The organism is Streptomyces sp. MZ04, assembly GCF_004684775.1.
GTDB lineage: Bacteria > Actinomycetota > Actinomycetes > Streptomycetales > Streptomycetaceae > Streptomyces.
Genome location: NZ_SRIC01000120.1, coordinates 1 through 23,167 on the forward strand (window position 1 = coordinate 1; position 23,167 = coordinate 23,167).

At 71.6% G+C, this 23,167-nt stretch carries 16 protein-coding genes and 2 pseudogenes; 11 read left to right on the top strand and 7 right to left on the bottom strand.

The window, feature by feature from the left end; genetic code table 11:
* Positions 1-74: 74 nt before the first annotated feature.
* The 3 genes from E2651_RS23580 to E2651_RS23590 form a co-directional block, all read right to left on the bottom strand.
* Positions 75-1,814 (bottom strand): LCP family protein, encoded by a 1,740-nt coding sequence (locus E2651_RS23580; protein WP_135333204.1) that lies wholly within the window; start codon positions 1,812-1,814, stop codon positions 75-77.
* A gap of 225 nt (positions 1,815-2,039) precedes the next feature.
* Positions 2,040-3,329, bottom strand: coding sequence for an LCP family protein (locus E2651_RS23585; protein WP_245239130.1), 1,290 nt, complete (start codon positions 3,327-3,329; stop codon positions 2,040-2,042).
* A gap of 133 nt (positions 3,330-3,462) precedes the next feature.
* Positions 3,463-4,224: a TIGR03089 family protein gene (locus E2651_RS23590; RefSeq protein WP_135333205.1), complete on the bottom strand. Its 762-nt coding sequence runs from the start codon at positions 4,222-4,224 to the stop codon at positions 3,463-3,465.
* Between the two features lie 138 nt (positions 4,225-4,362).
* Between E2651_RS23590 and E2651_RS23595 the strand changes: the two genes are divergently transcribed.
* The 3 genes and pseudogenes from E2651_RS23595 to E2651_RS23605 all read left to right on the top strand — a co-directional run bounded on the left by E2651_RS23595 (position 4,363) and on the right by E2651_RS23605 (position 8,120).
* Complete coding sequence (locus E2651_RS23595; RefSeq protein WP_245239131.1) at positions 4,363-5,745, top strand: peptidoglycan recognition protein; 1,383 nt, start codon at positions 4,363-4,365, stop codon at positions 5,743-5,745.
* A gap of 144 nt (positions 5,746-5,889) precedes the next feature.
* On the top strand, positions 5,890-6,972 hold the full coding sequence (locus E2651_RS23600; protein ID WP_135333207.1) for an NDP-sugar synthase: 1,083 nt from the start codon (positions 5,890-5,892) through the stop codon (positions 6,970-6,972).
* A gap of 144 nt (positions 6,973-7,116) precedes the next feature.
* Positions 7,117-8,120: pseudogene (locus tag E2651_RS23605) on the top strand (DNA-3-methyladenine glycosylase 2 family protein).
* Positions 8,121-8,226: 106 nt separating this feature from the next.
* On the opposite strand, the gene E2651_RS23610 reads toward E2651_RS23605, so the two are convergent.
* The 3 genes from E2651_RS23610 to E2651_RS23620 are packed head-to-tail and all read right to left on the bottom strand — an operon-like array spanning position 8,227 to position 11,085.
* On the bottom strand, positions 8,227-9,579 hold the full coding sequence (locus tag E2651_RS23610; protein ID WP_245239133.1) for a coenzyme F420-0:L-glutamate ligase: 1,353 nt from the start codon (positions 9,577-9,579) through the stop codon (positions 8,227-8,229).
* On the bottom strand, positions 9,576-10,532 hold the full coding sequence (gene cofD / locus E2651_RS23615) for a 2-phospho-L-lactate transferase (protein ID WP_135333208.1): 957 nt from the start codon (positions 10,530-10,532) through the stop codon (positions 9,576-9,578). Before cofD ends, E2651_RS23610 begins: the two co-directional genes overlap by 4 nt.
* Positions 10,533-10,566: 34 nt before the next feature.
* On the bottom strand, positions 10,567-11,085 hold the full coding sequence (locus E2651_RS23620) for a cysteine dioxygenase family protein (protein WP_135333209.1): 519 nt from the start codon (positions 11,083-11,085) through the stop codon (positions 10,567-10,569).
* A gap of 683 nt (positions 11,086-11,768) precedes the next feature.
* Here E2651_RS23620 and E2651_RS23630 point away from each other — a divergent pair.
* From E2651_RS23630 to E2651_RS23640, 3 genes are all read left to right on the top strand, one after another.
* Positions 11,769-12,032 (top strand): WhiB family transcriptional regulator, encoded by a 264-nt coding sequence (locus E2651_RS23630; RefSeq protein WP_016642094.1) that lies wholly within the window; start codon positions 11,769-11,771, stop codon positions 12,030-12,032.
* A gap of 247 nt (positions 12,033-12,279) precedes the next feature.
* Positions 12,280-16,014 (top strand): glycosyltransferase family 2 protein, encoded by a 3,735-nt coding sequence (locus E2651_RS23635; protein WP_135333210.1) that lies wholly within the window; start codon positions 12,280-12,282, stop codon positions 16,012-16,014.
* Positions 16,011-17,513, top strand: coding sequence for a DUF5719 family protein (locus E2651_RS23640; RefSeq protein WP_135333211.1), 1,503 nt, complete (start codon positions 16,011-16,013; stop codon positions 17,511-17,513). The genes E2651_RS23635 and E2651_RS23640 overlap by 4 nt, the downstream gene beginning before the upstream one ends.
* Positions 17,514-17,560: 47 nt before the next feature.
* Here E2651_RS23640 and E2651_RS23645 read toward each other — a convergent pair whose 3' ends face one another.
* Complete coding sequence (locus E2651_RS23645) at positions 17,561-18,010, bottom strand: metallopeptidase family protein (protein ID WP_135333218.1); 450 nt, start codon at positions 18,008-18,010, stop codon at positions 17,561-17,563.
* 354 nt (positions 18,011-18,364) lie between these two features.
* On the opposite strand from E2651_RS23645, the gene E2651_RS23650 reads away from it, so the two are divergent.
* The 5 genes and pseudogenes from E2651_RS23650 to E2651_RS23670 form a co-directional block, all read left to right on the top strand.
* Positions 18,365-18,742 (top strand): DUF3499 domain-containing protein, encoded by a 378-nt coding sequence (locus tag E2651_RS23650; RefSeq protein WP_209446223.1) that lies wholly within the window; start codon positions 18,365-18,367, stop codon positions 18,740-18,742.
* A gap of 178 nt (positions 18,743-18,920) precedes the next feature.
* The gene (locus tag E2651_RS23655) at positions 18,921-20,537 is read left to right on the top strand and encodes an L-lactate permease (protein ID WP_135333212.1); all 1,617 of its coding nucleotides are present in this window, start codon (positions 18,921-18,923) and stop codon (positions 20,535-20,537) included.
* Positions 20,538-20,699: 162 nt separating this feature from the next.
* On the top strand, positions 20,700-22,064 hold the full coding sequence (locus E2651_RS23660; RefSeq protein WP_135333213.1) for a phosphomannomutase/phosphoglucomutase: 1,365 nt from the start codon (positions 20,700-20,702) through the stop codon (positions 22,062-22,064).
* A 265-nt stretch (positions 22,065-22,329) separates the two neighbouring features.
* A complete protein-coding gene (locus tag E2651_RS23665) occupies positions 22,330-22,506 on the top strand; it encodes a Trm112 family protein (protein ID WP_135333214.1) in 177 nt (58 codons plus the stop codon).
* Positions 22,507-22,563: 57 nt separating this feature from the next.
* Positions 22,564-23,167: pseudogene (locus E2651_RS23670) on the top strand (mannose-6-phosphate isomerase); the annotation flags it as partial.

Here is a 23,167-nt window from a genome sequence, read left to right on the forward strand (position 1 = left end):
GCCTGCCCCTCCCCACCTAGCCCCCCAAGTACGGCCGTCCCGCGCCGTGTTAGACGCAGAACGGCCGCTTCAGGTCACTTCGCACACACAGTTTTGTCTGCCTCGACCTTCTGGATGCCCTCCGGTGCCTTCGACGGAGCACTGATGGGAACCCCGGCGCCCTTGAAGTCGCCGCCGAGCGTCAGCTTGATCGCCGGGAGTCCCTGAGCGTTCTTCTCGCTCTCGCCGGGCTTCATCGCGGAGCCGGGCAGGCCCATGATGTCGGCGAGCCGCCTGGCCTGGTCGGCCTGGTCGGGCGCGTACTCCAGCGTCGTCTTCTTCATGTCCGACGGCGCGTTGCCGAGCTGGCTGGATTTGAGCACGCCCTCAGTGTTCTGCAGCCACTCGAGAGTTGTCTGAGCGGCGCCGGCCTTGCCACTGCCGTTGTAGACGTTGACCCGCACCTCGGAGGGGTCGGCCTTGCTGCCCTTGAGGCGGGCGGCGACCGCGGCCTTCTCCTTCTTCTCCTTCTTCTTCACCTCGGTGAGCGACTCGTCGGCGCGCATCATGGCGAAGAGCGGATCGGCCTTGGCCTCGTCGACGACGACCGTCGCCTTGACCTTCTCCGTCGGGTTGTCGAGCACGGGTACGGTCGCGAAGCTCAGGTTCTTCATGTCGAGCTTGCCCAACTCCATGCCCAGGTCGCGGAGTTTCATTATGTCCGCGATCGTGGAGTCGACCGTGAGCGCCTTCGTGCCGGCCTCGGCGAGACTTATCATCTTCTTCGGGTTGGTGAGCGTGTCGTTCGACTTGAGCTTGCGCATCAGCGAGCTGAGGAACTGCTGCTGAAGCTCGATCCGGCTCAAGTCGCCGCCCGTGCCCACCGAATGCCGCGTACGGACGAAGGCGAGCGCCTCCTCGCCCTCGATGGTGTGCTTGCCCTCGCCCAGCTTCAGATGCGAGTCCGGGTCGTCGATGTCCTTGGCGAGACAGACGTCGACGCCGCCGACCGCGCTGGACAGCGTCTTGACCGCGTTGAAGTCGGCCACCATGAAGTGGTCGATCTTTATCCCGGTGATCTCGGTGACCGTGCGCATCGAACAGCTCGGCGTGCGCTCGCTCTGGCCCAGGCTCTCGTTGAAGCGGACGTTCTGACTGCCCGGGATGGTCTTCTTGGAGCCGTCCTCCATCGTGGTCGGGCAGTCCGGGATGTCCGTGATCATGTCGCGCGGGATGCTCAACGCGGTCGCGTTGGTGCGGTCCTTGGAGACGTGCAGCAGGATCGTCGTGTCGGCGTGACCGACGCTCTCCTTGTCGCCGTACTTCTCGTTGCCCTTGCCGGTGCGCTTGTCCGTCCCCATCACCAGGATGTTGATGGCCCGGTCCTTGCTGAAGCCGCCGGTTCCCGCGCCGTCGTCGGGGATCGAGGTGATGTTGTCGTTCAGGTGCTGGTACCAGAGGTACGCGCCCGCGCAGCCCGATACGAGGACGAAGGCGAGCACGCCGCCCGTCCACACCAGGGCCCTCTTGCCCTTGGACTTCTTCGGCTTCTGCTTGCGCCGGCCGCCCGCCGTCTCCGGCTGCGGAGCCCGGCGTCTGCGCTGGCCCGGCACCTCGTGCCGGTCCTGCTGCTCGTCACGGCGCTCGTCGCGTCGGCCACCGCGGCCGCGCGCTCCCGGACGTGCCGCCGACCGTGAAGGTCTGCGCGGTCCTGGCACCGCCGACTGCCCTGCGGAAGGGCTCAGTCGCAGTTCGTAATCGCCGGTGTTCGGGTTGAGTACCCACTGGTCTGCGGGGTCGATGTTCTCCGCCCGCCCACGGCCTTGCGCGTCCACGGTTGTTTGCGTCCTCCGTCGGGGCCACGCGGCGCCTTTCCCCCCTCAAGAAGGCGCTCGGTCAGTCGTCCAGCGGTGCGCGGCCACAAGGGCCAGGCGCACCGGATCGCTCACACTATCCGCCCAGTTCAGCGCTGAACGACGCCGGTGACAAATTCCACTTCCCTACAACTGGGCAATCCGCCCCATTTCTTGATGCGGGGTGTCTTCTGTTTGAGGATGCCTTTACTTACAGGCCGTTCCGGCGGCCGTGTTGCCCCGGAATGTGGGTGCGGGTCTCGGCGTATGCGAAGGGTCGTCCGGCTTCTCGTCGCTTCCGTCGTCGCCCTCGTCTTCGCTCCCGTCGTCCGACGAGTCCTCGGCGTCCTCGCGCACCACCTGGGCCGGTTTCTTGTGCGACACCTGGAGGGGGGCGTCGGTGCGAAGGCGCGTGAAGAGTTCCTCGGCGGCGGGCTCGACGAGTTCGTCGCGATTGGCGTCGTAGACATACGACCGCCGGGGCACGGTGAGGAACTGCACCCGTTCTGTGGGGATGTTGCGCATGCCGCGCACCAGTTCGTACAAACCACGCAAACTGGCAAGTCCCGGGTCCGTCGTCAACGCGGAAGTCGCCGCGTCGAGCACCGGATACAACTTCGCGGGATTGAGCAGGACGTCATTGCTCCGCACCTTGTTGACGAGCGCCGCGAGGAACTCCTGCTGACGGTCCATCCGGTCGGTGTCGCTGCCGTTGCCGATGCTCTTGCGGGCCCGCACATAGCCGAGCGCCCGCTCGCCGTTGAGGGTCTGCCGGCCCGCGGCCAGCTGCACCTTGGCGTCCTTGTCCTTGATCGGGGCCTTGAGGCAGACCTCCACGCCGTCGACCGCGTCGACCATGTCCTTGAATCCGGCGAAATCAATCACGATGTGGTGGTTGATCCGGATATCGGTCAGCTTCTCGATCGTACGGATCGTGCAGGCCGTGCCGCCGAACTCGTACGCCCAGTTGAACTGCGCGAACTGGGCCCGTGTCCGCGACCCGTCGGGGCGGCGGCAGCTGGGGATGTCCACCATCACGTCCCGCGGTATCGACACCGCCGTCGCGCTCTGCCGGTCGGCCGCCAGGTGCAGCAGGATCGTGGTGTCCGAGCGCTGGGTGCCCTGATCGCGGCCGTACCTCTTGTTGCCGCGGCCCGCCCGGGTGTCGGAGCCGATCAGCAGGATGTTCTGCGCGTCGTGCACCAGCGGCGTCGGGCGCTCCTTCTCGTAGCGCGCGAGCTCGGCGGCGGCGTCGGTGTCCTTGGTGATGTTGCCGTCGAGCTTGTTGTAGATCGCCCAGCCGGCGCCTGCCGTGCCGAGCACGACCGTGGCGGCGCCGATCGCCGTCCAGCGCAGCCACCGCCGTCTGCGCCGGGCGACGCCCGCACCCGTGGGGCTCGAGCCCGCTCCGGGTGCGTACGCGGCCTTCGGCTCAGGCGCGGTGCCGTCCGGGTCCGGGCGATCCGGTCCGGAGGGCATGCCCGCGGTGTCGGTCACGTGTGCGTCCACCCCTCATGGCGACGTCGGTGCATGGTGCGCTCTTACGACCATGAACCGGTGCGGCGCCGGTGGCCTGCGGGCCAGGGTCCGGGGTGGGCCGAACGGGGGACGGGTTACCGGACGGTGTCGGTCACCCGCCCGCCACGGTGTCGGTCACCCGCTCGTCCTCGGTCCGCTTGGCGAGACCGCCGTCGGCGAGCCGGTCCAGATGGCGGCAGAGCACCACGGAGCCGCCCGCCGCGAGCGGGGCGTACAGACCGGAGCTCAGGCCGTCCCAGGTGTCGTACGACAGAGCGGAGAGCAGCCGGGAGCCCGGCCCGAGCCCCCGCGCGGCGGCGTCGGCGCGGGCCCGCTCCACCAGCTCGGCGCCCGTCAGCTCGCCGGTGCCGGCCACCGCGAGGGCGGGCTCGTCCGGATCCACGGGGGCGTACGGCGCGAAACGGTCGCCCTGGCTCGGCACCTCGACCGCGTAGTCGGCGAAGCCCTCGGGGGCCTGCGGGAAGCGCCCGCCGAGCGGCCGCAGCGCGAGGGCCACGCGCTCCCCGGAGCAGGCGCGCGCCGCCTCCAGCGAGTCGGGCCCGCTGACGACGATGTCCGCCTTGGCCGGATCCCCGCCGACGTCCGCGACGACGCCCACGGACGAACAGGCGAGCAGCCAGACGGCCGTCTGCCAGTGCGCGGGAAGCAGCAGCGCGAGCCGGTCGCCGGGCTCGGCGGCGAGATCGCCCTGGAGCAGATTGGCGGTCTTGGCCACCCAATTGGCGAAGGTGGCCACGGACAGTTCGACGCGCTCGCCCGTGGCGTCGTCGTAGAAGGTGATCAGCGGGCGGCCCGGGTCCGCGGCGAGCGCGGATCGCAGCAGGTCGGCAGGGGTGCGGTCGGTGGCGTTCACGCGCGCAAGGGTACGCGGGCGGCGGCGCGCCGCCCGGGGCGGCGGGGGAGCGGGCGCCACCGGTTCGGCGGAGTCGAGCCGACGGTCCGTCAGTTCCCCAATGGACAGAACTATGCGGATATGCCAACTATCAGACGTATGCGTGGATTTCTAGCTTCCTCGATCGGCGTCACGTGCGCGGCCGCCCTGGCGCTTCCCCTGACCCTGCCGTCGTCCGGCGCCCGCGCCGCGACCCCGGCCGCGGAGTCGGCCCCGGGGGCGCTCCCGGGCAGCACCCAGTCCCTCCGGCTCACTCCACTCGAGTCCGAACGGGCCCTGCGCGCGGGGCCGTCCCGCGAGCAGGTCCTGCTCCGGCGCGAGGTCCGCCCCTTCTCCCTCGTCGGCGTCGTCTGGGACGACCCGGACGCCGAACTGCACGGCAGCGTCCAGGTCCGCAGCCGCGCGTCCGGCACCGGCACCTGGTCCGCCTGGCAGGACCTGGAGACCCACAACCACGAGCACGCCGCCGACCCCGACGCCGCCGAGCGCACCTCGGGCAAGGTCCGCGGCTCGACGGCACCGCTCTGGGTCGGCGACTCGGACGGCGTCGAGATCCGCGTACGGGCGGAGGCCGAGAAGGCGGGTTCGGAGGAGTCGCGGCACCGGGCGGCCGCCCCGCCCCCGGAGGCCCCGCTCCCCAAGGGCCTGCGCCTCGAACTCGTCGACCCCGGCGCCGAGCCGCCCCCGCAGGGCTCACCGGCCGACGGCCCCCGCGGCACACCCCTGAGCGCCGAGACCGCCGCCGCGTCCGCGGTCAACGCCGACCTCGCCCCGCTCGGCGCCGACGTCATCCCGGCACTCGGCAAGAAGGAGACGGAGTCCGACCTGATCGCCGCACACGGCGACGCGGAGGAGGCGGGCAAGAAGGCCAGGCCCTATATCGGGCCACGTCCGCGCATCATCACGCGCAAGGGCTGGGGCGCGAACGAGGCGCTCCGCGAGAGCGACTTCGCGTACACGAAGTCCGTCAAGGCGGCCTTCGTGCACCACACCGCTTCGGGCAACAACTACCGCTGCTCGCAGGCCGGATCCGTGCTGCGCAGCATCTACCGCTACCACGTCAAGAGCAGCGGCTGGCGTGACTTCGGCTACAACTTCGCGGTCGACAAGTGCGGAAACATCTACGAAGGACGTGCCGGAGGTGTGGCCAAGCCAGTCCTCGGGGCCCACACTCTCGGTTTCAACACCAACAGCATGGGTGTCGCCGTCCTCGGCTCCTTCGGCGGGTCCAACCCGCCGAAGGCCGCCGTGAACGCCATCGCCCGGCTGACCGCGTGGAAGCTCGGCCTGTACGGCGCGAACCCGCGCGGGACGACATACCTGACGTCCGGCGGTGGAAATCTGTACAGGAAGGGCACGAACGTCCGGCTGCATGTGATCTCCGGACACCGTGACGGTTTCGCCACGGAATGCCCCGGAAGCCGCCTGTACAAGCAGCTGGGCACGGCCCGGTCCACCTCGGCCCGCTTCCAGGGCCGCTGAGGCCGGCGCACACCGCACGACCGGTACCGCAGGGCACACCGCGCGACCCGCACAGCGCACTGCACGATCTGCAAAGCCATCTGCATACACTGGCCGGCCGCGACTCAAGTTCGGCCTGGCCCCAGCAGGAAGCAGAGACGACAGGTGACAGAAGCGATCCTCCTGGTCGGCGGCAAGGGCACCCGGCTGCGTCCGCTCACGGTGCACACCCCCAAACCGATGGTCCCGGCGGCGGGCGTCCCGTTCCTCACCCATCAGCTGGCGCGGGCCCGCGCGGCGGGCGTGGAGCACATCGTCCTGGCGACGTCCTACCTGGCCGAGGTGTTCGAGCCGTACTTCGGCGACGGCTCGGCGCTGGGCCTCCACATCGAGTACGTCACGGAGACCGAGCCCCTCGGCACGGGCGGCGCGATCCGCAACGTGGCGTCCCGCCTCCACTCGGGACCGGACGAACCGGTCCTGATCTTCAACGGCGACATCCTCACGGGCCTGGACATCCGCGCCCTCGTGGCGACCCACGAGGAATCGGGCGCGGACGTCTCCCTCCACCTCACGAAGGTCGACGACCCCCGCGCGTACGGCTTGGTCCCCACGGATCCGACGGGCCGCGTGACAGCCTTCCTGGAGAAGCCCCAAACCCCCGAGGAGATCGTCACCGACCAGATCAACGCGGGCGCGTACGTGTTCCGCCGCTCGGTCATCGACACGATCCCCGCGGGCCGCCCGGTCTCGGTCGAACGCGAGACGTTCCCCGACCTGCTCGCCTCCGGCGCCCACCTCCAGGGCATGGTCGACTCGACGTACTGGCTCGACCTGGGCACGCCCCAGGCCTTCGTACGCGGCTCGGCGGACCTGGTCCTCGGCCGTGCCCCCTCCCCGGCGGTCCCCGGCCGCTGCGGCGACCGCCTGATCCTGCCCTCGGCCACGGTGGCCCCCGACGCGAAGCTCACCGGCGGCACGGTCGTCGGCGAGAACGCGGTGATCGGCGAGGGCGCACGCGTCGACGGCAGCACGGTCCTGTCCGGCGCGGTCATCGAACCGAACGCGGTGGTCACGGACTCCCTGATCGGCGCCGGCGCGAAGATCGGCACGCGCTCGGTCCTGACGGGTGCGGTGATCGGCGACGGCGCGGACGTCGGCGCCGACAACGAACTCCGGGACGGCGTACGAGTGTGGTGCGGGGCGAGTCTGCCGGCGGGGGCTGTGCGGTTCTCTTCGGACCAGTGACTTCGGACCAGTGACTTCGGGCCAGTGACTTCGGGCCAGTGACTTCGGACCAGTGACTTCGGGCCAGTGACTTCGGGCCAGTGACTTCGGACCAGTGACCTCAGGGGCGACCGCAGGGGGCGAGAACCCCCTACCCTCGTAAAGATGTCCTCCCGTTTCGCCCCGCGTCCCACCCGCACCACCGTGCGCGGCGGCGAAACGGCGATCCCCCAGGGGATGCCCCGTCAGGCGACAGCGGCCCGGACCCGCACCTGGACCCCGCCCCACCCCCTGGACCTGGGCCTGACTCTGGGCCCGCTGCGCCGAGGCCCGTCGGACCCCATGTTCCGTACGACCCCGGACGGCTCGGCCTGGCGGGCGACCCGCACACCGGAGGGCCCCGGCACCCTCAGGGTCGCGGCGCGGTCCGGAGCGGTGGAGGCCGAGGCGTGGGGCCCGGGAGCCGACTGGCTCCTGACCCAACTCCCGCACATGCTGGGCGAGTCGGACGACCCGACCGCTTTCACGGCCCGCCACCGCCTCGTCGCCGCGGCCGCGCACCGCCGCCCCGGCCTCCGCCTGACCCGTACGGGCCTGGTCCTGGAGTCCCTGATCCCGTCGATCCTGGAGCAGAAGGTCACGACGGACGAGGCCTATCGCGCCTGGCGCCTCCTGGTCCGCAAGTACGGCGAACCGGCCCCGGGCCCGACGCCCCCGAACTCCTTCTGCACGTGATGCCGGACCCCCGCACCTGGACCCTGATCCCGTCCTGGGAGTGGCACAAGGCGGGCGTGGACAACAAGCGCGCGTCGACGATCCTGCGCGCGGCGCGGGTGGCGCCCCGCCTGGAGGAGGCGGCGTCGATGGAGCCGCTCCAGGCCCAGGCCCGCCTGGAACTGATCCCGGGCATCGGCCCCTGGACCTCGGCGGAAACGGTCCAGCGCAGCAATGGCGCCCCCGACGCCGTGACGGTCGGCGACCTCCACCTGCCCGGCATCATCGGCTACGCCCTGGCAGGCGACCGCAGAACGGACGACGAGGCGATGCTGACCCTCCTGGAGCCGTATGCGGGCCAACGCCACAGGGCGGCCCGCCTGATCCTCTTGAGCGGCCGCACGCCGCCCCGCAGGGAGCCGAAGATGCGAAAGACGAACATCGCGGCGCTGTAGAGATTTTCAGCCCGTCCGGCGTTTGAGGACATCTTTCGGGGGTCCAGGGGGCGGAGCCCCATGGTTTCGGGAAGGGGCGGGATTGGGGAGAGCCCCGCAGGGCCCACTACCGAACCTCGATGAACATCCCCGCATCCCGAGGCGCCCGAGCCGCAGGCTCAACGGCCGGGTGCCCCACAGCTACGGCGCCCATCGGATCCCAGGACTCCGGCAGCTCAAGAACCCGACGTACGACATCCCGGCAGAACATCGTCGACGAAACCCAGGCGGAGCCAAGCCGCTCCCCGGCAAGCGCGACAAGGAAGTTCTGCACCCCGGCCCCGGCGGCGACGACGAACATCTCCCGCTCAGCAGCGTCACGCCTCGCATCCCCATACGTATGCGAGCCGTCCATCACGAGACAAGGCACCACCAGATAGGGCGCCTTGCGCAGAACATCCCCCCGCCGCACCCGCTTCGCGATGGACTCCGAAGACTTCCCGTCCCGCTCCAGGTCGGAGACCCACGCGTCCCGCATCGCATCGAGCAGCCGCACCCGCGACTCCTCGGACTCGAGCAGCACGAACCGCCACGGCGTCGTGTGATGCGGCGCGGGCGCGGTCACGGCGGCCGCCACGGCACGCCGCACGGCCCCCGGATCGACCTCCTCGTCGGTGAACTCCCGCACGGTCCGCCGCTGCGTCACCGCCTCCCGCACGGCCTCGGACGTACCGAGCCGGAACATGTCGTCGCGCGAGCCGCGCACCATGGCACGGGCCCCCTCAGCGGTCTCGCCGGTCCCGCCCACGACGTGCGGCAGCCCGCGGACCACCGCGACCGGCAGCCCGCCGGCCTTCCCCTTGGCCAGATCCCCGGCGGCGGCCAGCTCGTCCGCGGTGGCGACGACGGTCGCGCTCAGCGGATTCCCGTACGCGTCCACGCCGCCCCGCAGGTCCTCGAGGACCCGCACGCCCGCCGCCCCGATGGCGACATCGGTGACCCCGGCCCGCCAGGGCCGCCCGAAGGTGTCGGTGACGACGACACCGACGTCCACGCCCAGCGCGTCCCGCACCCCGTCGCGCACGGCGCGGGCCGAGGCGTCCGGGTTCTCGGGCAGCAACAGCACGGTCCCGGAAGGGGTGTTGGAGGCGTCGACACCGGCGGCGGCCATCACGAGCCCCTGCCGGTTCTCGACGATACGAAGGGTTCCGCGCCGCGCGACCACCCGCACGGTCTCGCTGTCGATGGCCGCCTCGCGGTCCGCGGCCTCGACGATCCGCCCCTCGGCCTTGCTGACGATCTTCGAGGTGACAAGGAGTACGTCCCCGTCGGCGAGCCCCGGCTCGGCGGCGGCGATCAGCTTGGCGATGTCGTCCCCCGGCCGCACCTCGGGCAGTCCGGGGAGGGCCCACACACGGAACGACGGAGCGGGCGATGACGCGGGCGACGGCGCGGGCGACGGCACCGGGGAAGAGCTCACGCGCGCACCGCCTCCGCGAGGTCGAGCGCGGCGCGCGCCATCTCGGCGGCCGCGTCGACGTCGGTCATCATCAGCGGAATGGCCCGGCAGCGGATGCCCGCCGACTCGACCCGCTCCACGGAGCCCTCGTCCACGGTGTCGACGAGCCAGCCGTCGAGCAGCCCCGAGCCGTAGTGCTCGGCGACCGCCGCGGCCGTCGTCTCCACGCCCACGGCCGTGAGCACCTTGTCGGCCATGCCCCGCACGGGCGCGTCCCCGACGATGGGGGAGAGCCCGACCACGGGCACGCCCGCCTCCGCGATGGCCTCGCGGATACCCGGAACGGCGAGGATCGTCCCGACACTCACCACGGGGTTGGACGGCGGGAAGAGCACGACGTCGGCCTCGGCGATGGCTTCGAGGACACCGGGCGCGGGCTTGGCCTGCTCCGCGCCGACCGGCACGACGGCGTGCGCGTCCACGGAGGCCCGCAACCGCACCCAGTACTCCTGGAAGTGCACGGCCTTCTGCTCGCCGTCGACGGTGACGGCGACATGCGTCTCGACGCGGTCGTCGGACATCGGGATCAGCCGCACACCGGGCTGCCACCGCTCGCACAGCGCTTCGGTGACGGCGCTGAGCGGGAATCCGGCGCCGAGCATCTGCGTCCGCACGATGTGCGTGGCGAAGTCCCGGTCGCCGAGCCCGAACCACTCGGGCCCGACTCCGTAGGCGGCGAGCTCTTCCTTGACCTTGAACGTCTCGTCGGTGCGGCCCCAGCCCTGTTCCTCGTTGATGCCGCCGCCCAGCGTGTACATCACGGTGTCGAGGTCGGGGCAGACCTTCAGTCCGAACAGGTGAATGTCGTCACCGGTGTTGCCGATGACCGTGACGTCCGCGTCAGGCGCGGCCTTCTTGAGCCCGCGAAGGAAACGGGCGCCGCCGATACCGCCGGCCAGTACCACAATGCGCATGGTGCCCAGCATGTCAGGCGGGTACGACAACGCGTCAGGCGGTCATGACATCTCCGGCCGCCGCCGGCTCGCCGACGCTCACGCCGCACTGCGCCGCGTGCATCGGCATGTCGGTCAGGCCGGGGTAGTAGATGTGCAGGCTGACGGCCGGTTCCAGGGAGTCGTTCACGACCTCGTGTACGTAGCCGGGCGCGAAGACCCGCTGGGCGCCCGCGCCGAGCGCGCGCTGCCCGCGTTCCGTACGCTCCGTCAGCTCGCCGTCGAGGACGGTCAGTACGCCGGACGAGCGGCCGTGGTCGTGCAGCCCGCTGCCCTGTCCCGGCACCCAGGAGAGCAGCCACACCTCGTAGCCGGGCCCGGTGCGCAGGCGGTGGTACCAGCGGCTGGTCGCGTCGTACTCGACGAGATGGGCCCACTGCGCGCGGTCGGCCGCGATGGCGCGGGCCAGGCCCGCGAACTCGGCCACGGTCGCCGGGTGTTCCCGGGCGGGCTGCAGGAGGTGGGTGACTTCGAGGATGTCGCCGGCGATCTGGAGGTCGCTGTCGCTGTTCATCGTGCGGTGGTTCCTCAACGTGAGTGCTGGGGTGTCGCGGAAGGATGGTGGAGCGGGGGAGAGGCTCTGGAAACGGCCGTACTGAATGGCGCGTTTCGAGCGGTTCAACAGCTGGAAGCGGGATGGCTCAACAGCTGGAACAGGAACAGCGACAGCGCGCGTGGGCAGCACCGAGGAGCCCGCTGCTGCGGGTCGTCGAGAGTGCCAAGTTTGCGAGCATGCCCAACAGGACACCGGCTCACACCTTCTCTGTCAACTCGTTGTCCGCTATGTGGGATATGTTTCACCTCATCCGGTTGCTCTCCAAGGTGAAAGGTTTGTGCATCCGGCGCACGGGACACATCGCGCTTCAACCGGCGCGTAAACCCCGTCGTGATCACGTGACCCGAATGTGATCCCCTTCGCTTCGGTCGACCGGTTGCAACGGGACCGATCTCCACGACGTCCTTCCTGGCGGGAGACGGTCGCGGGGCGCCTCGGGATGGGCCACTGGCAAGTGTCAGAGTTTATGTCGATTTGAACACTTTCCGCATAGCCTTGGTTCCGCAGAGTGAATAAGGGACCCAATAGCAGATCTCGGCTTGACTGGCCCGGATCGGCACACTTGTAATTTCACTCGTGTCGTTCAGCCGAAATCGGTAACGGCAGCACCACGGGGACGCACGTACAGACGAGGGGCGCACATGACCGAGCTGGTTCAGGAACTGCTGGTCGAGGACGCGGACGAGGAACTCGGCTGGCAGGAGCGCGCGCTGTGCGCCCAGACCGATCCCGAATCCTTCTTCCCCGAGAAGGGCGGCTCCACGCGCGAGGCCAAGAAGGTCTGCCTCGCCTGTGAGGTCCGCTCCGAATGCCTCGAGTACGCACTCGCCAACGACGAGCGATTCGGTATCTGGGGCGGCCTGTCGGAGCGCGAACGGCGCCGCCTGAAAAAGGCCGCCGTCTGAAGTCTCCGCACACGTCACGCGTCACGCGCGCGTGCGAGGCACGCTGAAGCGTGCGAGCCGACCGATCAATTCGGTACACATCTCCCGTAATCAATGCGCAACGAACAGCCCTTCGCCAGTGGGACGTCCACAGGCGGCGGGCTGTCTTGGTACCAGCCGTTAGTGTGGGGCCCCGTCCGAGACGCCCCCGTGCCCCCGCAGGGCGCAGGCGTCCACCGCAGTCCATCGAACCGGGGCCCGTACCTCGATGTCCGTGCACAGCCATTCGGCAGCCAGTCACCAAGACACTGCCGCCCCTGAGTTCCCGCGGCACGTCGTCACCGCCGTGATCGTCTCCCACGACGGCGCCCGCTGGCTGCCCGACGCCCTCGCCGGGCTGCTCGGCCAGGAGCGTCCGGTGCAGAACGCCGTGGCCGCAGACACCGGCAGCGCGGACGACTCCGCCCGCCTCGTCACCGAGGCACTCGGCCCCGACCGCGTCCTGCACCTGGCCCGGCGCTCCGGCTTCGGCACCGCCGTCGACGAGGCGAACCGCACCGCCGGCGTGCTGACTCCGGAGGAGCTGCCCTATCTGAAGCGCCCCAGCGGCTGGGACCCGGTCAGCCGGTCCTGGCGCGACGACGCCTACGACCTGCCTGAGCTGCCGCACGGCGAGCCCGAGCAGTGGCTGTGGCTGCTGCACGACGACTGCGCGCCCGAGCCCGGCGCCCTCGCCGAACTGCTCCGCGTCGTGGAGAACGAAGGCGAGATCGGCAAGGACGTCGCGATCGTCGGCCCCAAGCTGCGCGGCTGGTACGACCGACGCCAGCTCCTGGAGGTCGGCGTCTCCATCGCCAACAGCGGCCGCCGCTGGACCGGCATCGACCGCCGCGAACAGGACCAGGGCCAGCACGACCACGTACGGCCCGTCCTGTCGGTGTCCACCGCCGGAATGCTGATCCGGCGCGACGTCTTCGACCAGCTCGGCGGCTTCGACCGGCGGCTTCCGCTGATGCGGGACGACGTCGACCTGTGCTGGCGCGCCCAGGCCGCGGGGCACCGCGTCCTCGTCGCCCCCGACGCCGTCGTACGGCACGCCGAGGCCTCGTCGCGCGAGCGCCGCACCGTCGACTGCGTGGGGCGTACGTCGACGTCGCCGCACCGCGTGGACAAGGCGGGCGCCTCGTACACGCTGCTGGTCAACGCCCGTACGGCCGTGCTGCCCTGGGTGCTGTTCCGGCTCGTGGTGGGCACCGTCCTGCGCACCGTCGCGTATCTGGTCGGCAAGGTCCCCGGGCAGGCGGTCGATGAGGTCGCGGGTCTCCTGGGGACGCTCCTTCGTCCCGGACGGATCGTCAGCGCCCGCAAGAAGCGCGGCAAGTCGGTGGTCGAAGCGGCCGAGATGCGGCCGCTCTTCCCGCCGCCGGGCGCCACCGTGCGCGCCACCGTCGAACAGGTCGCGGGCAACATCGTCGGCCGCTCCGACCCCGAGGCCGTCACCGGTGCGGGCCGGCACGGCGCCGTCGAGACCGGTCCCGGCGGAGACGACGCCGACTTCCTGGAGGTCGAGCAGTTCGCACGCCTCAAGCGCATCGCCCGCAAGCCGGGACCGATGCTCTTCGTAGTGCTGCTCTTCGCCTCGCTCATCGCCTGCCGCGAACTCCTCGGCAGCGGAGCGCTCGCGGGCGGCGCGCTGCTGCCCGCGCCCGCCGACGCCTCCGGGCTCTGGTCGCGCTATCTGGACGCCTGGCATCCCGTGGGGACCGGCGGCACCCAGTCCGCGCCGCCCTATCTCGCGCTCGTCGCGGGGCTCTCCACGCTGCTGTTCGGATCCACCGGGCTCGCCGTCACGGTGCTCCTCGTCGGCTCGGTCCCGCTGGCCGGGTTCGCCGCCTACTTCGCGTCCCGTCCGCTGGTCGAGTCGCGCCTGCTTCGTGCCTGGGCCTCGGTGGCCTACGCCTTCCTGCCGGCCGCCACGGGCGCGCTCGCGGGCGGCCGCATCGGCACCGCCGTCCTCGCGATCCTGCTGCCGCTCATGGCCCGCGCGGGCATCGTGGCGAGCGGCCTCGCCTCTTCGGAGGGCACGCGCGGGAGCTGGCGCGCCACTTGGGCGTACGCACTGCTCCTGACGCTCGCCACCGCCTTCACGCCGATCGTGTGGCCGATCGCCCTGGTGCTCGGCCTCGCACTCCTCGCGGTGCGCCGCGGCGACATCACCGCCTACGGACTGCGCTTCCTCGCCGGCCTCGGCACCCCGCTCCTGATCCTCGCGCCCTGGTCGCTCTCGCTGCTGCCCTTCGGGTTCTTCCGTGAGGCGGGCCTCGAGTTCGGCACGGGCTCCGCGAGCGCGCTCGACCTGCTCGGGGGCAGCCCCGGCGGTCCCGGCACCGTGGACGGGCTGCTGCTCATCGGCATCGTGCTCGCCGCCCTGGCCGCGCTGCTGCGCACCGAGCGGCAGTCGGCGGTCCGCACCGCCTGGGTCGTCGCGCTGGTCTCCCTGGTCTTCGCCGCCCTTTCGAACGGCTCGGCCTGGGCCGGACCCGCCACCCTCGGCTACGGCATCGCGCTCCTCGCCGCCGCCGCGCTCGGCGCCGACGGTGCACGCACGCGTGTCGCCGAGCAGAGCTTCGGCTGGCGCCAGCCGGTCGCCGTCCTCATCGCGTTCGCGGCGGCCGCGGGGCCGCTGCTCGTCGCCGCCGGGTGGATGATCCGCGGCGCCGACGAACCCCTGGAGCGACGGGACCCGGTGCAGGTGCCCGCGTTCGTCGCCGAGGAGAGCGGCACGCAGGACCAGGCCCGCACGCTCGTCCTGGACAGCGAGTCGGCGGGACAGGTCGCGTACTCGCTCGTACGGGGATCGGGCTCCCGGCTCGGCGACTCCGAACTCGCCGATGCCGGCGACTCGAACCAGCACCTCGACAAGATCGTCGCCCGCCTCGTCGCGGGCTCCGGAGCCGACCAGGCCGACCAGCTCGGCGGCTTCGCCGTGCGCTACGTCCTCGTACGCGACGGAGCGCCCCGCCAGATGAGCCGCGTCCTGGACGCGACGCCCGGCCTCACCCGGCTCAGCCAGGAGGACGGCAGCGCCCTGTGGCGCGTCGACCTGCAGGTCGCGCGCGCCGCGATCGTGCCCGAGACCGGCGACCCTTCCCCAAGCTCTCAACTCCGTTCGAGCAGGGGAGACCCCATGCCCGTGGCGGCGGGCCCGGTCGAGCTGCACACGAACATCCCGGCCGGCGAGGAGGGCCGCACCCTGCGGATCGCTGACGCGGCCGACGAGGGCTGGACGGCCACCCTGGACGGCCGCCCGCTGACCAGGACCACGCTGGACGGCTGGGCGCAGGGCTTCGAACTGCCCGCCACCGGCGGCCGCCTGGACGTCACCTTCGAAGGCTCGGCGGGCCACACGGGCTGGCTGTGGGCGCAGGGCGCGATGGCCGTCGTCCTGGTGGTGCTCGCGCTGCCGGGCCGCCGCCGCGACGTGGACGACGACCTCCCCGAAGAGGCGGTCATCCCGGCACAGCCCGTCGAGGGCGAGGGGCGCAGGGCGCGCAGGCTGCGGGCCCAGAACGAGCAGGCCGCGGCCGAACAGGCCGCCCAGGAGGGCGCCGTGCCGGAGGGCGCGGGCACGCCTCCGCCTCCGCCGCCTCCTCCTTCGGAGGAGGCCCTCGCCTCGGTGCCGCAGCAGCAGTCGCAGTCGTACGAGGAGTGGGAGGCCCCGGCTCACGCGGGCGCCGACTACGGCACGTACGAGGGCGGCGAGCAGCAGTACCAGGGCGCGGGGTATCCGGCGGGCTCGTACGACCAGTCCGGCTACCAGGCCGACCCCTACCAGGCGGGCCAGTACGACCCGTACGCCTACGGAGGGGCGCAGGGCGGCGCCGAGCAGTACGAGCAGCCGTACGACGCGACGTACGGGCAGCAGCAGCCCCCGGTGCCGCCACGGCCCCCGCAGCCGCCGCACAGCCCCGACAGTGAGCGCCCCGACGGGAGCCAGCAGTGAACCGCACCACCCAGTCCCTGATCGCCGCCGTGGCCGTCCTGGCCGCCGTCACCGGATTCGCCGCGGCCAACGTGCCCGGCGGCTCGGGCGACGACGGCGCCAAGGCGGCCGAGCGGCTGCCCGTCGAGCGGACCAGCCTGCTCTGCCCGGTGCCCAGTTCGTCGGACCTCGCCGAGACGTCGTACACGGCGTTCACCCCGAAGTCGAAGGACTCCGAAGAGGCGGGCAAGGCGGAACTGCTGCCCGCAACCCAGGCGTTGACGGAAGCCGCGTCCAAGGGCGATGACGAGGCCAAGAAGAAGGCCGTCAAGCCCTTCCTGACCTCGAAGACCCCGGGTAAGCCGGTCGCCGGCGAGGAGTCGGGGGCCGAGTCGCCCGCGCTCATCGGCACCGCCGACGGCAGGCTCGCCCCCGGCTGGACCGTGCAGCAGACCACTACGTACGCGGCGGGCAGCGGCCGCGGCGTCCAGGGCGCCAACTGCACCGCGCCCGACACGGACTTCTGGTTCCCGGGCGCGAGCACCGCCAAGGACCGCAGCGACTACGTCCACCTCACCAACCCGGACGACGCGGCGGCCGTCGTCGACGTCGAGCTGTACGGCCCGGACGGCCGCATCAAGTCCGAGGTGGGGGAGTCGATCCAGGTCCAGCCGCACGGCAGTGTCCCCGTGCTGCTCTCGACGCTGATCCAGAAGGAGCAGACGAACCTCACGATGCACGTGAGCGTGCGCAGCGGCCGGGTCGCGGCCGCCGTGCAGTCGTCGGACGACAAGCTTGGCGGCGACTGGCTGCCCGCGTCCGCCGACCCCGCGGGCCGTGTGGTCCTGCCGGGCATCCCCAAGGACGCCACTTCGGTACGTCTGGTGGCCTTCGCGCCCGGTTCCGACGACGCGGACGTGAAGGTCCAGCTCGCCTCGCCCACCGGCTCGATCAGCCCGGCGGGACACGCCACCCTGCACGTCAAGTCCGGCATGACGACCGCCGTGGACCTCGGCGACGTCACCAAGGGCGAGGCGGGCTCCCTGGTCCTGACGCCGACCGAGGACGCGGTGCCGGTGGTGGCGGGCCTGCGGGTCGTCCGCGGCAAGGGCGCCGACCAGGAGACGGCGTTCATCCCGGGGACGAGCGTGGTGGGCACGCGCGCGACGGTGGCCGACAACCGCGCCAAGGGCTCCACGCTGTCGCTGGTCGCCCCCGGCAAGACGGCGAAGGTGCGGGTCACGGCGTCGGCCGGCACCGAGGGCGGCACGCCGGCCTCGAGGACGTACACGGTCAAGGGCGGCACGACCCTGGGCATCAAGCCCCCGGCCCCGGCCGGCCTCAAGGGCGCGTACGCCCTCACGGTGGAACCCCTGTCGGGCGCCGAGGTCTACGGCTCGCGCATGCTGGAGATCCCGGAGGACGGCGTGCCCGGCTTCACGATCCAGACCCTGCCGGACGACAGGGGAACGGTGTCGGTGCCGGACTCGGAGCAGGACCTGACGGTGCTGCAGAAGTAGTCCCTCGCGGGTGACTTGCGGTCTCCTCGCGGGTACGGGGGGAGCCCTCAGTCCTCCCCGTACCTCGGGTCCACCGACTCGGGGGAGAGGCCGAGCAGCTCGGCGACCTGCTCGACCACCACTTCGTGGACGAGCGCGGCCCGTTCGTCCCGCCCCTTGGTGCGGATCTCGACGGGCCGCCGGTAGATGACGACCCGGGCGGGCCGCCCTTCGGAGGCCTCGATCGTGCCCCCCAGAGGGACGGCCTCGTCGCTCCAGTCGCCATCGTCCCCACTCAGGGGCGGCACCTCGAGCACCAGGAAGTCGATGTCGCTCAGCTGCGGCCACCGCCGCTCGAGCCGCTCCACGGAGTCCTGCACGAGGTCCGTGAAGACCTCGGCACGGCTGGCCGAGAGCGGCACCTGGGGCGGCGCCACGGGGCCGCGCATGCCCCTGCCGTGGCGGTCGCGGCGGCGGGGCCTCGGCTCTGCGGAACGGGGCTGTACGGGGTCGTCCATCACTGACGAAGCGTAGTCCTCGAGATCGCCGTTTCCGCACAGCTTCCGCCCGGCTTCCGCCTTGCGTTTGTGCCGCTTCCGAACGGCGCACCCCATGTCGCCCGATGACCGTTCCGGCCAGTCTTGGGCCCGATTCCGTATCTCTCCCGGACCGTCGATCTCGCGATGAATGACGGGAAATGAGCCAAGTGGTGACCGGATTCAACACCACCCGCCTCTGTGGCCCCAGGCGTCACCGCAGGTCAGCGAAGCGCCCCGAGAAGGCGTCGTGTCGGGGATCACAGCACGACACGGTGGGGTGACCTCGGGGAGAGTCGTCGCGGCCCGCTCAAGAGTGCGGTACCGTCCAACATCGTGAGCCCTGTACGTCGCTGTTCGCGCACCGCTTGCGGCCGTCCTGCCGTCGCGACGCTGACGTACGTCTACGCCGACTCGACCGCGGTCCTCGGCCCCCTCGCCACCTACGCCGAACCCCACTGCTACGACCTGTGCGCCGAGCACTCCGAGCGCCTCACCGCGCCCCGCGGCTGGGAGGTCGTCCGCCTCGCCGACGCCTCGGGTCCCGCCCGCCCCAGTGGTGACGATCTCGAAGCGCTCGCCAACGCGGTGCGCGAGGCCGCACGGCCGCAGGAGCGCGCGGCGGAGGCCGGCGGTTCGGGCCCGCGCACGGCGGACCCGATGGAGGTCGCACGCCGCGGCCACCTGCGGGTGCTGCGCTCGCCGGACTCCTGAAGCGCTCCTCCCCGGGCTCCTGAAGCAGCCCTCTTCGGAGACCCCTGTCGTTTATCGCTGAACAATTTCTGCTGCGCGCCCCATTGACGTGCCCATGTTGCGGACCCGACCATTCCCCTACCCGTGAGAGATCACTTTCCGCATCACGGAATGCGGAAACGGAACCGGGGAGCCGCCCGTGTACGTGCAGCAGCTGGAGCCCGTGGCCGACTCGCTCGGTCTGTCCGCCCTCATCGCGACCCTGCCCCTCCTCACCGTCCTCGTCCTGCTCGGCGCCGTCCGTATGAAGGCCCACCACGCGGGCCTCATCGGTCTAGCCGTCGCCGCCCTGGTCGCCTGGCTCGCGTACGGCATGCCGCTCGGCCAGACCGCCTCCAGCGCCGCGCAAGGGGCACTCTTCGGCCTCTTCCCCATCCTGTGGATCGTCGTCAACGCCCTGTGGGTGTACCGGATGACGGTGCGCACCCGGCACTTCGACATCCTGCGCCGCTCCTTCGGGCGGCTCTCCGACGATCCCCGCATCCAGGCCCTCGTCGTCGCCTTCTGCTTCGGGGCGCTCCTGGAGGCGCTCGCCGGCTTCGGGGCGCCCGTCGCGATCTCCGCCGTGATGCTGGTGGCGCTCGGCTTCGACCCCGTGAAGGCCGCGGTCGTCGCCCTCGTGGCCAACACCGCGCCCGTGGCCTTCGGCGCCATGGGCACCCCCGTGGTGACGCTCGCCCAGGTCACCGGGATCCCGCTGGACACCGTCGCCACCGTCGTCGGCCGCCAGACACCCCTGCTCGCCCTGGTGGTGCCGCTGCTCCTGGTCGGTCTGGTGGACGGGCGGCGCGGCCTGCGCGAGACCTGGGTGCCCGCCCTGGTGTGCGGATTCGCCTTCGCCGCCGCGCAGTTCGCCGCGTCCAACTACGTCTCCGCCCAACTGGCCGACATCGGGGCCTCGCTCGCCGGCGCGGGCGCCCTCATGGCGGTGCCCGGCGCGCGCAAGCCCGCCGCGGAACCCGTACGCGCATCGGTCCTCACCGGCGTACGCAGCGAGGACCTGGACCAGGACGACCCGCGCCCCGAGATCCTGCGCGCCTACGCCCCGTACGCACTCATCGTCGCCATCTTCTCCATCGCCCAGATACCGCCCGTGAAGGACCTGTTGGTGAAGGCGACGCGGACCTTCGACTGGCCCTTCCTGAACGTCGGCAACCCGGACGGCGACCCGGTCGGCGGCAACCTCTTCTCGCTTCCGCTGGTGGCGACGGGCGGGACGCTCGTGCTGCTCGCCGGAGTGGGCACGGCGGCCGTCATCGGGGTGCACGCACGCGTGGCGGTGAAGGAATGGCTGGCGACGGTCCGCGAACTGCGGTTCGCGATCCTCACCGTGACCTCCGTCCTCGCTCTCGCGTACGTGATGAACCTGTCCGGACAGGCCGCCACCATCGGCCACTTCGTGGCGGCGGCCGGCGCGGGGCTCGCCTTCCTCTCGCCGGTGCTCGGCTGGTTCGGCGTGGCCGTCTCCGGCTCGGACACCTCGGCCAACGCGCTGTTCGGCGCGCTCCAGGTGACGGCGGCTCAGCAGTCCGGGCTCTCGCCCGAGCTGCTCGCGGCCGCCAACAGCTCGGGCGGCGTACTGGGCAAGATGATCTCCCCGCAGAACCTGACGATCGCGTGCGCGGCGGTCGGGCTCGCGGGCAAGGAAGGCGACCTGCTGCGCAAGGTACTGCCCTGGAGCATCGGCCTGTTGCTGGTGATGTGTCTGATCGTGGTGGGGCAGAGCACGGCGGTGCTCGGCTGGATGCTGCCGTGACGCCGGTGGATGTTGCCGTGAGACCGGGCCGACGCCTCTCACAGCTGGTTGTCAGCTGTTGCGGGTAGTTTGGGGTGACCGACGAGTACTTGGTGACCGACCAGCGCTCGACGAGTACTTCCGAGACCGCTGAACTCGCAGAACCTGCAGAGAGGGTTGGCCGTGACTGCTGATCTGTCCCAGATCGTGAAGGCGTACGACGTGCGCGGGGTCGTCCCGGACCAGTGGGACGAGTCACTGGCCGAGCTGTTCGGGGCGGCCTTCGCGAAGGTGACGGGCGCGGACGCGATCGTGACCGGGCACGACATGCGGCCCTCGTCGCCGGGCCTCTCGCGGGCCTTCGCGCGCGGGGCGGCGGCGCTCGGCGTGGACGTCACGGAGATCGGCCTCTGCTCGACGGACCAGCTGTACTACGCGTCGGGGGCGCTGAACCTGCCGGGCGCGATGTTCACGGCCTCGCACAACCCGGCGCAGTACAACGGCATCAAGATGTGCCGCGCGGGCGCCGCCCCGGTCGGCCAGGACACCGGGCTCGCCGACATCCGCGCCCTTGTGGAGGGCTGGACGGAGACCGGCGCCCCGGAGCCCGTGGCCACGCCCGGCACGCTCACCGAGCGGGACACCCTCAAGGACTACGCGGCGCACCTGCGCGGCCTGGTGGACCTGACGTCCATCCGCCCGCTGAAGGTCGTCGTCGACGCGGGCAACGGCATGGGCGGGCACACGGTCCCCACGGTCTTCGAGGGCCTGCCGCTCACGCTCGTACCGATGTACTTCGAGCTGGACGGCACGTTCCCCAACCACGAGGCCAACCCCCTCGACCCGAAGAACATCGTGGACCTGCAGAAGCGGGTGCGCGAGGAGGGCGCCGACCTCGGCATCGCCTTCGACGGCGACGCGGACCGCTGCTTCGTCGTCGACGAGAGCGGCGACCCGGTCTCCCCGTCGGCGGTCACCGCCCTGGTCGCCTCGCGCGAACTCGCGCGCAACGGCGGCAAGGGCACCGTCATCCACAACCTCATCACCTCCTGGTCGGTCCCCGAGGTCGTGCGGGAGAACGGCGGCACGCCGGTCCGCACCCGCGTGGGGCACTCCTTCATCAAGGAGGAGATGGCCAAGACGGGCGCGATCTTCGGCGGCGAGCACTCGGCGCACTACTACTTCAAGGACTTCTGGAACGCGGACACGGGCATGCTCGCCGCGCTCCACGTCCTCGCCGCGCTCGGCGGCCAGGACGGCCCGCTGTCGGCCCTGGTCGCCCAGTACGACCGCTATGCGGGCTCCGGAGAGATCAACTCCACGGTCGACGACCAGACGTCCCGCCTCGCCGCGATCAAGGCGAAGTACGCCGACCAGGAGGGCATCACCCTCGACGAACTGGACGGCCTCACCGTGACGGCCGCCGACTGGTGGTTCAACGTCCGAGCCTCCAACACGGAGCCGCTGCTCCGCCTGAACGTGGAGGCGAGGGACGAGGCCACGATGACCAGGACAAGGGACGAGGCCCTGGCGATCATCAGGGCCTGACAGCACCACCCCGGGGCCCCACGTTTGTGCGCAGGCGCCCCGGGCCGCACCACCCCACCCCGCCCGCGCGTTTGTGGGCAGGCGTTCCGCACGGCGGAACGGGTGGGCACAAACGCCCACCGGCCTGCAGACGAACAACAGACGGCAGCGAACCCAAGGGGGCCCGGGGCGAAGCCCCGCCCAAACACAGGCCCGAGCCCCCGGCCAGCGGTACGCTGACCAGGCCACATCCCCCACCCCACCAGCACCCGAAGGGACCCACCTCATGCCGCTCGAAGCCGGCCTCCTGGAGATCCTCGCCTGCCCGGCCTGCCACGCCCCCCTCAAGGAGGCGGACACGGAGCTGCTCTGCACGGCGGCCGCCAAGGACTGCGGCCTCGCGTACCCGGTCCGAGACGGCATCCCCGTCCTCCTCGTGGACGAGGCCCGCCGCCCGGCGTAACACACCGCCCGCAGCACCCGCAGCGACCCGCACCCGGCGATCGGAGGCCCGACCCCCATGCTCGACGAATCGCTGCTAGACGCCCCAGAGGCACTCGCCGTGGCCGACCGCCGCGGCCTGCTCCGCGGCGCCGCGGAGGCGGGCGCACGCGTCCGCACCGCGGTCCGGCACGCGACCGAGGCCGGACTGACGCAGCTCAAGCCCGACGGCCGCCCCCGTTCCATCCTGATCGCGGGCCCCGGCACCGCCGCCACCTGCGTCGCCGACCTGCTCGGCACACTCGCGGGCGCCGGCTGCCCCGTGATCCGCCTGGCCCCCACGGGCGTCGCCCCCGCGGCGGGCGCCCTGCGCTGGGCGCTGCCCGGCTGGGCGGGCTCCGTGGACCTGCTGCTCATCGCCACTCCGGACGGCACGGAGCCGGGCCTCTCGCTCCTCGCCGAGCAGGCCTACCGCCACGGCTGCACGGTCGTCGCCGTCGCCCCCGCCCGCTCCCCGCTGGCCGAGGGCGTCGAGGGCTCGCACGGCCTCACCGTCCCGATGGCGACATCCCCGTACGGAGAATTCGAGGCCCCGCACGACGGCGAGCGGGCCTCCGAGACATACGAGGCACGCCGCCTGGAGGACGAGGCCGCAGCCGCCGCCCCCGCCACCCTGTGGGCCC

What these genes read in the sequence shown, in the direction of transcription:
- E2651_RS23595 (WP_245239131.1), top strand. Translation starts at nt 4,363, where the DNA reads ATGCGTGGATTTCTAGCTTCCTCGATCGGCGTCACGTGCGCGGCCGCC.
- cofD (WP_135333208.1), bottom strand. Translation starts at nt 10,532, where the DNA reads ATGCGCATTGTGGTACTGGCCGGCGGTATCGGCGGCGCCCGTTTCCTT.
- E2651_RS23620 (WP_135333209.1), bottom strand. Translation starts at nt 11,085, where the DNA reads ATGAACAGCGACAGCGACCTCCAGATCGCCGGCGACATCCTCGAAGTC.
- E2651_RS23630 (WP_016642094.1), top strand. Translation starts at nt 11,769, where the DNA reads ATGACCGAGCTGGTTCAGGAACTGCTGGTCGAGGACGCGGACGAGGAA.
- E2651_RS23635 (WP_135333210.1), top strand. Translation starts at nt 12,280, where the DNA reads ATGTCCGTGCACAGCCATTCGGCAGCCAGTCACCAAGACACTGCCGCC.
- E2651_RS23645 (WP_135333218.1), bottom strand. Translation starts at nt 18,010, where the DNA reads ATGGACGACCCCGTACAGCCCCGTTCCGCAGAGCCGAGGCCCCGCCGC.
- E2651_RS23665 (WP_135333214.1), top strand. Translation starts at nt 22,330, where the DNA reads ATGCCGCTCGAAGCCGGCCTCCTGGAGATCCTCGCCTGCCCGGCCTGC.